General features: G+C 55.8%; 12 protein-coding genes. 6 read left to right on the plus strand and 6 right to left on the minus strand.

The features are described from left to right. Positions 1 to 36 precede the first annotated feature (36 nt). The 4 genes from ppnN to xni all read left to right on the plus strand — a co-directional run bounded on the left by ppnN (position 37) and on the right by xni (position 5,543). Complete coding sequence (ppnN, locus tag B3X29_RS12995) at positions 37 to 1,401, plus strand: nucleotide 5'-monophosphate nucleosidase PpnN (RefSeq protein WP_103180945.1); 1,365 nt, start codon at positions 37 to 39, stop codon at positions 1,399 to 1,401. A 550-nt stretch (positions 1,402 to 1,951) separates the two neighbouring features. Continuing rightward, complete coding sequence (locus B3X29_RS13000; RefSeq protein WP_103180946.1) at positions 1,952 to 3,241, plus strand: HAAAP family serine/threonine permease; 1,290 nt, start codon at positions 1,952 to 1,954, stop codon at positions 3,239 to 3,241. A 63-nt stretch (positions 3,242 to 3,304) separates the two neighbouring features. Further along, positions 3,305 to 4,672, plus strand: a complete 1,368-nt coding sequence (locus B3X29_RS13005; protein ID WP_159339803.1) for an L-serine ammonia-lyase — start codon at positions 3,305 to 3,307, stop codon at positions 4,670 to 4,672. A 112-nt stretch (positions 4,673 to 4,784) separates the two neighbouring features. Beyond that, entirely contained in the window at positions 4,785 to 5,543 is a 759-nt protein-coding gene (xni, locus tag B3X29_RS13010) for a flap endonuclease Xni (RefSeq protein WP_159339804.1), read from the plus strand. A gap of 91 nt (positions 5,544 to 5,634) precedes the next feature. Here the strand turns inward: xni and rlmM are convergent, their stop codons facing one another. The 4 genes from rlmM to B3X29_RS13030 all read right to left on the minus strand — a co-directional run bounded on the left by rlmM (position 5,635) and on the right by B3X29_RS13030 (position 8,660). Further along, positions 5,635 to 6,735, minus strand: coding sequence for a 23S rRNA (cytidine(2498)-2'-O)-methyltransferase RlmM (gene rlmM, locus B3X29_RS13015; RefSeq protein WP_103180949.1), 1,101 nt, complete (start codon positions 6,733 to 6,735; stop codon positions 5,635 to 5,637). Next, a complete protein-coding gene (locus tag B3X29_RS13020) occupies positions 6,728 to 7,123 on the minus strand; it encodes a DUF423 domain-containing protein (protein ID WP_039029918.1) in 396 nt (131 codons plus the stop codon). Before B3X29_RS13020 ends, rlmM begins: the two co-directional genes overlap by 8 nt. Positions 7,124 to 7,168: 45 nt before the next feature. Then, positions 7,169 to 8,083 carry a glycine cleavage system transcriptional regulator GcvA gene (gene gcvA / locus B3X29_RS13025; RefSeq protein WP_103180950.1) on the minus strand — a complete coding sequence of 305 codons (915 nt, stop codon included), beginning with the start codon at positions 8,081 to 8,083 and terminating at the stop codon, positions 7,169 to 7,171. Positions 8,084 to 8,432: 349 nt separating this feature from the next. Then, positions 8,433 to 8,660 carry a YgdI/YgdR family lipoprotein gene (locus B3X29_RS13030; protein ID WP_039029916.1) on the minus strand — a complete coding sequence of 76 codons (228 nt, stop codon included), beginning with the start codon at positions 8,658 to 8,660 and terminating at the stop codon, positions 8,433 to 8,435. Positions 8,661 to 8,852: 192 nt separating this feature from the next. On the opposite strand from B3X29_RS13030, the gene csdA reads away from it, so the two are divergent. Next, positions 8,853 to 10,058, plus strand: a complete 1,206-nt coding sequence (gene csdA, locus B3X29_RS13035; RefSeq protein ID WP_159339805.1) for a cysteine desulfurase CsdA — start codon at positions 8,853 to 8,855, stop codon at positions 10,056 to 10,058. Further along, positions 10,058 to 10,498 (plus strand): cysteine desulfurase sulfur acceptor subunit CsdE, encoded by a 441-nt coding sequence (gene csdE / locus B3X29_RS13040; protein WP_103180952.1) that lies wholly within the window; start codon positions 10,058 to 10,060, stop codon positions 10,496 to 10,498. Before csdA ends, csdE begins: the two co-directional genes overlap by 1 nt. Here csdE and tcdA read toward each other — a convergent pair. Continuing rightward, entirely contained in the window at positions 10,489 to 11,295 is an 807-nt protein-coding gene (tcdA, locus tag B3X29_RS13045) for a tRNA cyclic N6-threonylcarbamoyladenosine(37) synthase TcdA (RefSeq protein WP_103180953.1), read from the minus strand. The two genes, csdE and tcdA, sit on opposite strands and share 10 nt — an antisense overlap. Before the next feature lie 70 nt (positions 11,296 to 11,365). Beyond that, positions 11,366 to 12,463, minus strand: coding sequence for a murein transglycosylase A (mltA, locus tag B3X29_RS13050; protein ID WP_103180954.1), 1,098 nt, complete (start codon positions 12,461 to 12,463; stop codon positions 11,366 to 11,368). Positions 12,464 to 12,689: the final 226 nt, after the last annotated feature.

Genomic DNA, 12,689 nt, shown 5'->3' on the forward strand with positions numbered 1-12,689 from the left:
CGGGGAAAGACGATAAACGTCCCGTAAGGAGCTCACTTGATTACACATATTAGCCCGCTTGGCTCAATGGATATGTTATCGCAGCTGGAAGTGGACATGCTCAAGAGCACGGCCAGCAGCGATCTTTATCAATTGTTTCGCAACTGTTCACTTGCCGTTCTGAACTCCGGTAGCCTCACCGACAACAGCAAAGAGTTGCTGTCGCGCTTTGAAAGCTTTGATATCAATGTCCTGCGCCGGGAACGTGGCGTAAAGCTGGAACTGATTAACCCGCCAGAAGAGGCCTTTGTTGACGGGCGCATCATTCGTGCGCTGCAGGCCAACCTGTTTGCGGTCCTGCGCGATATCCTGTTTGTGAACGGCCAGATCAATAACGCCGGTCGTTTTCAGCATCTGAACCTGGAAAGCTCCGTTCATATTACCAACCTGGTCTTCTCTATTCTGCGTAACGCCCGTGCTCTGCACGTGGGCGAAGCGCCAAGCATGGTGGTGTGCTGGGGTGGTCACTCCATTAACGAAACCGAATATCTCTACGCCCGTCGCGTGGGCACCCAGTTGGGTCTGCGCGAGCTGAACATCTGCACAGGCTGTGGCCCGGGTGCGATGGAGGCGCCAATGAAGGGAGCGGCAGTGGGCCATGCGCAGCAGCGTTACAAAGAGGGCCGCTTCATCGGTATGACCGAGCCGTCTATTATCGCCGCTGAACCACCCAATCCGCTGGTTAACGAACTGATCATCATGCCGGACATTGAGAAACGTCTGGAGGCGTTTGTCCGTATCGCCCACGGGATTATCATCTTCCCGGGCGGCGTAGGGACAGCAGAAGAGTTGCTCTATCTGCTGGGCATTCTGATGCATCCGGCAAACCACGATCAGGTGCTGCCGCTGATCCTCACCGGCCCGAAAGAGAGCGCCGACTACTTCCGCGTCCTGGATGAGTTCATTGTGCATACGCTGGGGGAAACGGCCCGTCGTCACTATCGCATTATTATTGACGATGCCGCAGAAGTGGCACGCCAGATGAAAAAGGCCATGCCGCTGGTGAAAGAGAACCGCCGGGATACCGGGGATGCCTACAGCTTTAACTGGTCGATCCGTATTTCGCCCGATCTGCAGATCCCGTTTGAGCCATCCCATGAAAATATGGCTAACCTGAAGCTCTACCCCGATCAGCCGGTTGAAACGCTGGCCGCCGATCTGCGTCGCGCCTTCTCGGGCATCGTAGCCGGTAACGTTAAAGAGGTAGGTATCCAGGCCATTGAGGAGTTTGGTCCCTATAAAATTCATGGCGACCGCGAAATGATGCGCCGCATGGACGATCTGCTCCAGGGCTTTGTCGCTCAGCATCGTATGAAACTTCCGGGCAGCGCCTACATCCCCTGCTACGAGATTTGCGCATAACACCCGTGCCCGGCTGCGTGTCGGGCACCTTCTCACTCTCCCCCGCCGGGAATCGCCTTCAGCCGCCTGGCTTTTTTATTCCCTTCAGCCACATGGCGTGGCTTGAGATATCACCGTAACTTATCTTTTTGCGTTTAGATAACCAAACGCAAACGATTACGTACAATTTCCAAGCGTTATTTATTAGCTACAAACGTCTTAAATCACGAAAAAATCCTCTAAAAACCCACTTTTACAGCGTATGACACCTATATTACCGGGCTCTCTATCACGCTACATATCGTTAATGTTAGCCTTCGCGCCCAGAAATTCGCTGTGATGTTTTATTAACAGATAAATGGTCTAAAGATATCCACCTCAAAAGTAGATTATTGCATTTGAGATCGGGATCACTGATAGATCCATTACGAAAATGTATCTTTCCGCCCGCCGATAGTTACGGAGAAAAATTATATAAAAACCGTCACTGAGCGAATTTCATATTACGATTAGCCCTTTTTGCATCGAATTTGACCAGAAACCTGACATTAGCTACTTCCTGGAGACACAGATGGAAACCACTCAAACCAGCACCGTTGCTTCGATTGAAACCCGAAGCGGATGGCGTAAAACCGATACCATGTGGATGCTTGGCCTGTACGGCACAGCAATCGGCGCTGGTGTTCTCTTCCTGCCTATTAACGCGGGTGTTGGCGGCTTAATTCCGCTGATCATCATGGCAATCATTGCGTTCCCGATGACCTACTTCGCACACCGCGGCCTGACCCGTTTTGTGCTCTCCGGCAAAAATCCGGGCGAAGACATCACTGAAGTGGTTGAAGAGCACTTCGGGATTGGCGCAGGTAAGCTGATTACCCTGCTCTACTTCTTTGCCATCTACCCAATCCTGCTGGTGTATAGCGTGGCTATCACCAACACCGTTGACAGCTTTATGACCCACCAGCTGGGCATGACGCCGCCACCGCGCGCCATTCTGTCGCTGATCCTGATTGTCGGCATGATGACTATCGTGCGCTTCGGTGAGCAGATGATTGTAAAAGCGATGAGCGTGCTGGTGTTCCCGTTCGTTATCGCCCTGATGGTGCTGGCCTGCTACCTGATCCCTCAGTGGAACGGCGCAGCGCTGGAAACCCTCTCCCTGAGCAGCGCGTCCGCCACCGGTAATGGCCTGTGGATGACCCTGTGGCTGGCAATCCCGGTAATGGTCTTCTCCTTTAACCACTCGCCGATCATCTCCTCCTTCGCCGTGGCGAAGCGTGAAGAGTACGGCCAGGGCGCCGAGAAGAAGTGCTCCAGTATCCTGGCTCGCGCTCACGTGATGATGGTGCTGACCGTTATGTTCTTCGTCTTCAGCTGCGTACTGAGCCTCTCCCCGGCGGATCTGGCGGCAGCGAAAGAGCAGAACATCTCGATTCTCTCTTACCTGGCGAACCACTTTAATGCCCCGGTGATTGCCTGGATGGCGCCAATCATTGCCATTATCGCTATCACTAAATCCTTCCTCGGCCACTATCTGGGCGCACGTGAAGGTTTTAACGGTATGGTAATTAAATCTCTGCGTGGCAAAGGTAAGAGCATTGAAATCAACAAGCTGAACAAAATCACTGCGCTGTTCATGCTGCTGACCACCTGGGCGGTTGCGACCCTGAACCCGAGCATCCTCGGCATGATCGAAACCCTGGGCGGCCCGGTCATCGCGATGATCCTGTTCCTGATGCCGATGTACGCCATTCAGAAAGTGCCAGCGATGCGTAAATACAGCGGCCAGATCAGCAACGTCTTCGTTGTGGTTATGGGTCTGATTGCTATCTCCGCTATCTTCTACTCGCTGTTCGCGTAATGCCTCCCGCGCCATCTTCGGATGGCGCAATCTACTCCTCTGACGTAAAGCAACGGACGCATCATGATTAGCGTTTTCGATATTTTTAAAATTGGTATTGGTCCTTCCAGCTCGCACACCGTCGGGCCAATGAAAGCAGGTAAACAGTTCACGGACGATCTTATTGCGCGCGGAATACTGCACGACACCACCCGCGTGGTTGTAGATGTCTATGGCTCCCTGTCGCTGACCGGCAAAGGTCACCATACCGATATCGCCATCATTATGGGCCTGGCGGGCAACCTGCCGGATAGTGTTGATATTGACGCCATCCCGGGCTTTATCCAGGACGTTAACACCCATGGCCGACTGCTGCTGGCCAACGGTGAGCATGAAGTTGAATTCCCGGTTGATCGCTGCATGAATTTCCACGCCGACAACCTGTCGCTGCACGAAAATGGTATGCGCATCACCGCGCTGGCAGGCGACAAGGCGATTTACAGCCAAACCTATTACTCTATCGGCGGCGGTTTTATCGTCGACGAAGACCATTTTGGGCAGCCAGAGAGCGCGCCTGTCGCGGTGCCGTACCCGTATAAAACGGCTGCCGACCTTCAGCGTCATTGCCAGGAGAGCGGCCTCTCCCTCTCCGGCCTGATGATGAAAAACGAGCTGGCGCTACACAGCAAAGAAGAACTGGAACAGCACTTTGCTAACGTCTGGGAAGTGATGCGCGGCGGTATTGAGCGCGGTATCACCACCGAGGGCGTGCTGCCCGGTAAACTGCGTGTTCCACGCCGTGCTGCGGCCCTGCGTCGTATGCTGGTGAGCAGCGATAAAACCACCAGCGATCCGATGGCGGTCGTGGACTGGATCAATATGTTCGCGCTGGCGGTGAACGAAGAGAACGCCGCGGGTGGCCGCGTAGTAACGGCCCCAACGAACGGTGCCTGCGGTATCGTTCCTGCGGTGCTGGCTTATTACGACAAGTTTATCCGCGAAGTAAACGCCAACTCACTGGCCCGCTATCTGCTGGTAACCAGCGCCATTGGCTCGCTGTATAAGATGAACGCCTCGATCTCTGGCGCCGAAGTGGGCTGTCAGGGCGAAGTGGGCGTGGCTTGCTCCATGGCGGCAGCGGGTCTGGCAGAGCTGCTGGGCGGCAGTCCGGCGCAGGTCTGCATTGCGGCAGAAATTGGCATGGAACATAACCTCGGTCTGACCTGCGATCCGGTTGCCGGCCAGGTGCAGGTGCCCTGTATCGAGCGTAATGCCATTGCCTCCGTGAAGGCGGTGAACGCCGCACGTATGGCGCTGCGCCGCACCAGCGAGCCGCGCGTCTGCCTCGATAAAGTGATCGAGACCATGTATGAAACCGGTAAAGATATGAACGCCAAATACCGTGAAACCTCTCGCGGTGGTCTGGCGATGAAGATCGTGACCTGCGACTAAGCCTCAAAAGGAGCCTTGTTTTGCGAGGCTCCTTCCCGTTCTTCCCGCCTCTCGTAGTTTCATTCTGCCGACGGTGTTACCCTTAATCCACTGGATATAAGAGGGATTATCTGTGGCTGTTCATTTGCTTATTGTCGACGCGCTGAATCTTATCCGCCGCATTCATGCGGTACAGGGCACCCCCTGCAAGGATACCTGCCTGCATGCTCTGGAGCAGCTTATTCGTCACAGCCAGCCCAGCCATGCGGTTGCCGTTTTTGACGATGAAGCCCGCAACAGCGGCTGGCGTCACCAGCGTCTGCCGGATTATAAAGCTGGCCGCGCGCCGATGCCGGACGATCTGCACGTCGAAATGCCTGTGATACGCGCCGCCTTTGAGCAGCGAGGGGTTCCCTGCTGGGGTGCTCAGGGCAACGAAGCCGACGATCTCGCGGCGACTCTGGCGGTCAAAGTGGCCAGTGCAGGCCATCAGGCTACCATTGTTTCGACGGACAAAGGCTATTGTCAGCTGCTTTCCCCCACCATTCGCATTCGCGACTATTTTCAGAAACGCTGGCTCGACGCGCCCTTTATCGCCAGTGAGTTTGGCGTATCACCCCAGCAGCTGCCGGATTACTGGGGACTGGCGGGGATCAGCAGCTCAAGGGTGCCGGGCGTGGCGGGCATTGGCCCGAAAAGTGCCGCCCAACTGCTGGCTGATTTTCAGGATCTGGAAGGGATTTACGCCCATCTGGATGAGGTGCCGGAGAAGTGGCGCAAAAAGCTGGAGGCGCACAAAGAGATGGCCTTTATCTGCCGGGACGTGGCGCGATTGCAGACGGATTTACAGCTAGACGGGAATTTGCAGCAGCTCAGGTTAGAGCGAGTGTGACGTCATGCCCGGAGGCGCTGCGCTTACCGGGCCTGCGGGACGAGGGGTGTTGTAGGCCCGGTAAGCGTAGCGCCTCCGGGCGTTGTACAGATTACCGCTCGTCGCGACGGCCACCTACGGCAGCCCACCAGCGGCGTACATGCACGGTAACCTCTTCGCGGTCGTGGTACAGTTGACGCGCCTGGATCTCCGCATTGATGCCATGCTCTGCAAGCTGGGTCTGGATGTATGCCAGGTTCTGGGAAACCTCTTCGTAGCGCTTTTTCATCGGCAGCTTGAGGTTGAAAATCGCCTCGCGGCACCAGCCGTTGACCAGCCAGGTAGCCATCAGCGCGGCCACCTTGGCCGGCTTTTCTACCATATCGCACACCAGCCACGAGATGTTATTGCGGTTCGGACGATAGCGGAAACCATCCTCGCGCAGCCAGGTCACCTGGCCTGTGTCCATCAGGCTTTGCGCAATCGGGCCATTATCAATGGAGTAGACCCACATGTTGCGTTTCACCAGCTGATAGGTCCAGCCCCCCGGACAGGCCCCCAGATCCACCGCATACATCCCGTTTGCCAGACGCTCATCCCACTCGTCGGCCGGAATAAAGATATGGAACGCCTCTTCCAGCTTGAGGGTGGAACGGCTCGGCGCGTCGGACGGGAACTTAAGACGCGGGATCCCCATGTAAAACGGCGAATTGTTGGTGGTATAGGAATACCCGGCGTAGCAACAGCCCGGGGCGATAAAGAAGACATGCACCACCGGACGCTTTGGCGTCTCGTAGTTGGTCAGCACGCCGCTGTCACGCAGTGCGGCGCGCAGCGGCACGGTGAATTTGCGGCAGAACTTCATCAGCTCTTTGCTTTCGTTAGTATCGGCCACCTCAACGCGCAGCTCACCGCCCTTCTCCACAACGCCCTGCAGCATACCGGCAATAGGGGTAATACGATCCTCTGGCGGCAGATCCTGCAGCAGCTCACCGGCCACAAACATCTGACGGGCAAAAATCAGCGAGCTGAACGGCAGTTCGCGAACCAGTTTATCGGCATCTTCGGGCTGATAGCATTCGAAAACAACGTAGCCCGCATTCTCTTTCACGCGAGCGAAACCAAAGACTTCACGCTTCGCGGCTTTATCAGTAATTTCCGCGGCACACTCTTTTTCAAAGCCCGGGCGACAATATAAGACAACTTTATTCATGAACAACGCCCTTGCGTTTCAGACGGAACGAACCGATTAACATTAATACCCACCCGACCAGGAAGCTGACGCCGCCCACCGGGGTAACAAACGCCCACAGGCGTAAATGCGACAGCGCAAGGCAATAGAGGCTACCGCTGAACAAAACGGTTCCCAGCGCCATAAATACGCTGCTCCAGTAAAACCAGATGCTGATGCGACGCTGCATCGCCACAGCCAGTCCGAAGATTGCCAGGGTATGAAACGCCTGATATTCCAGACCGGTATGGATCCAGCCCATCTCCACCACACCCAGGGATTTGCGTAATACATGTGCGCCAAAGGCGCCCAGCGCAACAAAAATAAAGCCACTCACCGCGGCGAAAATCAGCATAAAACGGCTGGTCATGTTTCTGTCCTGAAGTTATGCGCGCCCTGCACGCAAAAGAAAGTGTTACTCGTACCGAAAGCGGAATTTTTCTTGCTCGTTGGCCGCCTTTGCCAGGATCCACTGGCGAAACGCGGCTATTTTACCCAGTTCTGCCTGACTGTCATGACAAACCAGATAAAATGCGTTCTTGCTGACCAAAACATCATTAAAAGGGCAGACCAGGCGGCCAGCCTCAATTTCGGACTGCGCCATCACGTTGTTTGCCAACGCCACGCCCTGTCCGTGGATGGCAGCCTGTAACACCATCGCACTGTGGCTGAAGATGGGCCCCTGCTGCACATTGATATGGTTAAGACCAAGCTGCCGGGTATACGTTTGCCAGTCGCGGCGAGAAGCATCATGCAAAAGCGTGTGTTGCGCCAGATTGTCCGGCGTTTTTAACGCTTTTTCGCCTGTTAAGAGTAGTGGCGAGCAGACCGGCAGCAAATATTCTGCGTACAATTTTTCAACACGCAGCCCTGGCCAGTTGCCCCGGCCATAAAAAATCGCTACGTCGACATCGTCTGCCAGCTTCTCTTCCTGACGGTCGACCGCCTGGATGCGAACGTCGATTCCCGGATAAGCTGAGTTAAAGCTTGAGAGTCTCGGCACCAGCCATTGAATGGCAAAACTTGGCAATAAACTGACCGTCAGTGCCCCTTTGGCACTGCGCGCCTGCAGCTTACGGGTAGCCTCGGTAAGCTGGGAAAATATCTCTTTGATATCCTGAAAATAGCTCTGCCCCTCTTCCGTCAGAAGCAGGGAACGGTTGCGGCGGCGGAACAGCTTGAGGCCCAGAAAATCCTCAAGAGACTTGATTTGATGACTGACTGCGGCCTGCGTCACAAAAAGTTCATCGGCCGCGCGCGTGAAGCTCAGATGGCGCGCAGCAGCATCAAATACACGTAATGCATTAAGTGGTGGTAATCGCTTGGACATGGTTATCTGGCTTAGATGTTAACGGCTTTTAACAAACAGGAAACAACGTTTAACCTATTAGTTTTTTTTATCTGAGCCATTATAAATTGTCCGTTGAGGAACTACCAGCAAATACCTATAGTGGCGGCACTTCCTGAGCCGGAACGAAAAGCTTTTTTTGGAATGCGTGTTCTGATGGGCTTTTGGCTTACGGTTGTGATGTTGTGTTGTTGTGTTTGCAATTGGTCTGCGATTCAGACCACGGTAGGAAAACTACCACCTTTTCACTTCCTGTACATTTACCCTGTCTGTCCATAGTGATTAATGTAGCACCGCCCAATTGCGGTGCTTTTTTTTGTCTGCTGTATCCTTACTTATTCAGCTCAACCATCTCTTTCACATCACTACGGTTAATCTGCTGTTTATTCCCGTTAGCATCCTTATACGAGATCATGCCGGTATCATTATCAGTTTGCGGCTTACCTTCTGATACGATAGAGCGGCCATCGTTAGTGTGCATGACATAGTTGTTGCCAGAACAGGCGCTCAGGGCAAAGGTAAGCATACAGGCAGAGGCGATTGCGATAGTCTTTTTCATTTTCTTCTCCTTCAGCAATTAATGCTATTTCAAGCGTGTTTATTAACAGGCTAAGACATTCTCCTGACTCTATTTCAGCATAACCTGCTTCGTCTGTTGCGCCAGGATAAACAGACAATTCCGATAGAGATCAACCTTCTTGCCCTGCTGCGGAATTTGCGCGACGATCTCATCATCACGAAGAGGAATTCCATGAACGCATTCAGCCCTGCCCATTTTCGCGCCCAGTTTCCGGCCCTGGCCGATGCCGGTGTCTATCTTGATAGCGCTGCGACAGCCCTTAAGCCTCAGGCAGTGATTGAGGCCACCAACCAGTTTTACAGCCTGAGCGCTGGCAATGTGCATCGCAGCCAGTTTGCCGAGGCGCAGCGCTTAACCGCACGCTATGAAGCGGCGCGCGATCAGGTTGCCCGTCTGCTTAACGCTGAAAGCGGCAAAAATATTGTCTGGACGCGGGGCACCACCGAAGCCATCAACATGGTGGCGCAATGTTATGCCCGCCCGCGCCTGCAGCCGGGCGATGAGATTATTGTCAGCGAGGCGGAACACCACGCTAACCTCGTGCCGTGGCTGATGGTCGCCGAACAGACCGGCGCAAAGGTGGTTAAGCTCCCGATTGGCACAGACTGCCTGGCGGATGTGGCTCGCCTGCCTGAGTTGATCACCCCGCGTAGCCGCATTCTCGCGCTCGGGCAGATGTCCAACGTCACCGGCGGCTGCCCGGATCTGGCCCGCGCCATCCGCCTCGCCCATGAGAGCGGGATGGTGGTGATGGTGGATGGCGCCCAGGGGGTGGTCCACTTCCCGGCGGACGTACAGCAGCTGGATATCGATTTCTATGCCTTCTCCGCACATAAGCTGTACGGTCCTACCGGTATTGGCGCACTGTACGGCAAAGCGGCGCTGCTGGAGGAGATGACCCCGTGGCTCGGCGGCGGCAAGATGATCACCGAGGTGACTTTCGAGGGCTTTAAAACTCAGCAGGTGCCTTATCGTCTGGAAGCCGGGACGCCAAATGTCGCAGGCGTCATTGGCCTGAGCGCGGCGCTGGAGTGGCTGGCGGATCTCGATCTGCAACAGGCAGAGAGCTGGAGCCGCGGGCTGGCAACGCTGGCGGAAGAGGCGCTGAAACAACGCCCCGGTTTTCGCTCCTTCCGGGTACAGGATTCGAGCCTGCTGGCATTCGATTTTGCCGGGGTTCATCACAGCGACATGGTGACGCTGCTGGCGGAGTATGGCATTGCCCTGCGCGCCGGCCAGCATTGCGCCCAGCCGCTGCTGGCGGCGCTGGGCGTCAACGGCACGTTGCGCGCCTCGTTTGCTCCCTATAACACCCAAAGCGATGTCGACGCGCTGGTTGCCGCCGTCGATCGCGCTCTAGCTTTACTGGTGGATTAATGACAAGCCCAACCCTGGCCGGACATCCGTTCGGCACCGTCATCACTGAAGAGACGTTAAAACAGACCTTTGCCCCGCTGACCCAGTGGGAAGACAAATATCGCCAGCTGATCCTGCTGGGCAAGCAGCTCCCTGCGCTGTCCGATGAACTCAAAACGCAGGCGAAAGAGATCCCCGGCTGCGAGAACCGCGTCTGGCTTGGCGTTACAAAAATTGGGGATAAGCTGCATTTTTATGGCGACAGCGAAGGACGGATTGTTCGCGGCTTGCTGGCCGTGCTGCTGACGGCCATTGAGGGGAAAAGCGCCGCGCAGATCCTGGAGGAGAACCCGCTGGCGCTGTTCGATGCGCTGGGGCTACGCGGCCAGCTTAGCGCCTCGCGCAGCCAGGGGCTGGCTGCGCTCAGTGACGCGGTACTGGAAGCGGCGCGTCAGGCCTGACGTTCCGCCTTCGCCATCATCTTTTTCAGCGCATGAGAGACGGCGATAAAACCAAAGCTCGCGGTCACCATCGTGGCCGCGCCAAACCCAGAGGCACAATCCATCCGTTTTGGCCCTTCCGCACTGCTTTTCATGGCGCAGACTGAACCGTCCGCTTGCGGATAGACCAGCGCTTCCGTTGAAAAGACGCAGTCGATGCCGAGCTTGCCTTTGCTGTTTTTCACCACGCCAAAATCGCTTTTCAGACGCTCGCGCAGCTTGGCCGCGAGCGGATCCTGAATGGTTTTCGCCAGGTCCGTCACCTGGATCTGCGTCGGGTCGATCTGCCCGCCCGCGCCGCCGGTGGTCACCAGCGGCACTTTATTGCGGCGACACCAGGCGATCAGCGCCGCTTTCGGGCGCACGCTGTCGATGGCGTCAATTACGTAGCTGTAGCCAGCTCCCATATACTGCGCCACGTTATCGGCGGTCACAAAATCATCAATGACGGTGACGCGACACTCCGGGTTGATCTGGCGAATGCGATCCGCCATCACCTCTGACTTCGCCAGCCCGACGCTGTCGCGCAGGGCGTGGATCTGCCGGTTAGTGTTGGTGACGCAGACGTCGTCCATGTCGATAAGCGTAATGGCGCCGATCCCGGTTCGTGCCAGCGCTTCCGCTGCCCATGAGCCGACGCCGCCAATGCCGACCACGCAGATGTGCGCATCGGCAAACAGTTGCAGGGCTTTTTCACCATATAAACGTGCGGTGCCACCAAAACGCTGGCGCCAGGCTTCGCTCATTACCACAGACATAAGACCTCAGATGTAAAAAGGGTGAGAGTTACCCCTCACCCCGGAAAACATAGCGTCAATATTACCACACTCAGCCGCTAAAGACGTTGCCCGTACTTGCGGCAGTTTTCAGCACCCACACGCGGCCGTAATGGTTATACCAGCCCGCGCGGTGGCCGGCATCGGCGCCAATGCCCTGATAGATATCAAAGTGCTGGCCTTTAATCGCGCCACCCACATCCAGCGCCACCATCAGGCGCAGCTCGTACTGGCCGCTGAATTTGCCTTCGTTATTCAACAGCGGGACTTCGGCCAGCAGCGTGGTACCCGGCGGGATCACTGTCTTGTCAGAGGCGACCGACGCGCGGCCAATCAGCGGCACCGCGCTGGCGCCTTTCACCGGGGCAAAGTTTTGCGGTTTGAAGAAGACAAACGACGGGTTCTGCTCAAGCAGCTCACGCACTTCATATTCGCTGTGCTTCTCCCCCCACTCGCGGATCGCCTGCATCGACATATCTTCGCGTTTCACTTCTCCGCGATCGATCAGCACTTTACCGATACTGCGGTAGGCATGGCCGTTTTTACCCGCATAGCTGAAGAAGTTAAGCGGGCTGCCGTCGCCAAAATCGATATAGCCGCTGCCCTGCACATCCATGATGAAGTTATCCATCAGCGAGTTGCTGTAAGCGAGGACATAGTTGTCGCTCAGCGCGCCCGAGTAGATTTCGGCCCGGGACGGCAGGCGGCCACGTTTTGGCGGCATGCGGTAGATAGGGTATTTGAACTCACCCTGAGCGGTATGGCGGGCTTGTACCACCGGGGTGTAGTAGCCGGTAAACTGGACGTTACCGTAGTTATCGGTGCCCTCCATCTGCCAGGCATCAATGCCGAACTGGCGCATGGTGCGGGTATCGCCCCCGGCGCGTAGCCAGTCCTGTACTGCGTTATAGACGGCGTTCTGCGAGCCATACAGCCGCGGCGATGCGGTGCGGATCTGGCTTACCTGCTCCGCGAAGTCACCGCCATTGATGGGTGCACCCACGGCATCCGGCTGGTTTACTAAAGAGAAAGGCTGGGTCAGTTTCCCGTCTTTATATTGCTGACCGCGATCGGTCGGTTTGGAGGAACAGGCGGCGAGGATTGCTACCATTGCGCCTGTCATCAGATACTTCGCCCAACGTCCTTTCATATATCCCATCTTCAAGTTGCCCCATTCTGCGCAACGAAGATAACAAACCGGCAAAGGTATTGAAATGCGATTGCCTCCCCTTAGGCAAATTTTGCGTAAAAAACAGCCAAATCGACGGCAGAGCAGGCAATTCAACGTCTAATTTGGTGATTTTTACGAAAAAGGGTTGCAACAAAAAGTCAGCAGAGTATAGTGCGCATCCACGGACGCGGGGTGGAGCAGCCTG

It is taken from the genome of Leclercia sp. UBA5076, from assembly GCF_002416465.1.
GTDB lineage: Bacteria > Pseudomonadota > Gammaproteobacteria > Enterobacterales > Enterobacteriaceae > Enterobacter.

Excerpts from the sequence above, each read along its gene's own strand:
- B3X29_RS13000 (WP_103180946.1), top strand. The coding sequence starts at position 1,952 with ATGGAAACCACTCAAACCAGCACCGTTGCTTCGATTGAAACCCGAAGC.
- B3X29_RS13005 (WP_159339803.1), top strand. The coding sequence starts at position 3,305 with ATGATTAGCGTTTTCGATATTTTTAAAATTGGTATTGGTCCTTCCAGC.
- rlmM (WP_103180949.1), bottom strand. The coding sequence starts at position 6,735 with ATGAATAAAGTTGTCTTATATTGTCGCCCGGGCTTTGAAAAAGAGTGT.
- B3X29_RS13020 (WP_039029918.1), bottom strand. The coding sequence starts at position 7,123 with ATGACCAGCCGTTTTATGCTGATTTTCGCCGCGGTGAGTGGCTTTATT.
- gcvA (WP_103180950.1), bottom strand. The coding sequence starts at position 8,083 with ATGTCCAAGCGATTACCACCACTTAATGCATTACGTGTATTTGATGCT.
- B3X29_RS13030 (WP_039029916.1), bottom strand. The coding sequence starts at position 8,660 with ATGAAAAAGACTATCGCAATCGCCTCTGCCTGTATGCTTACCTTTGCC.
- csdA (WP_159339805.1), top strand. The coding sequence starts at position 8,853 with ATGAACGCATTCAGCCCTGCCCATTTTCGCGCCCAGTTTCCGGCCCTG.
- csdE (WP_103180952.1), top strand. The coding sequence starts at position 10,058 with ATGACAAGCCCAACCCTGGCCGGACATCCGTTCGGCACCGTCATCACT.
- tcdA (WP_103180953.1), bottom strand. The coding sequence starts at position 11,295 with ATGTCTGTGGTAATGAGCGAAGCCTGGCGCCAGCGTTTTGGTGGCACC.
- mltA (WP_103180954.1), bottom strand. The coding sequence starts at position 12,463 with ATGAAAGGACGTTGGGCGAAGTATCTGATGACAGGCGCAATGGTAGCA.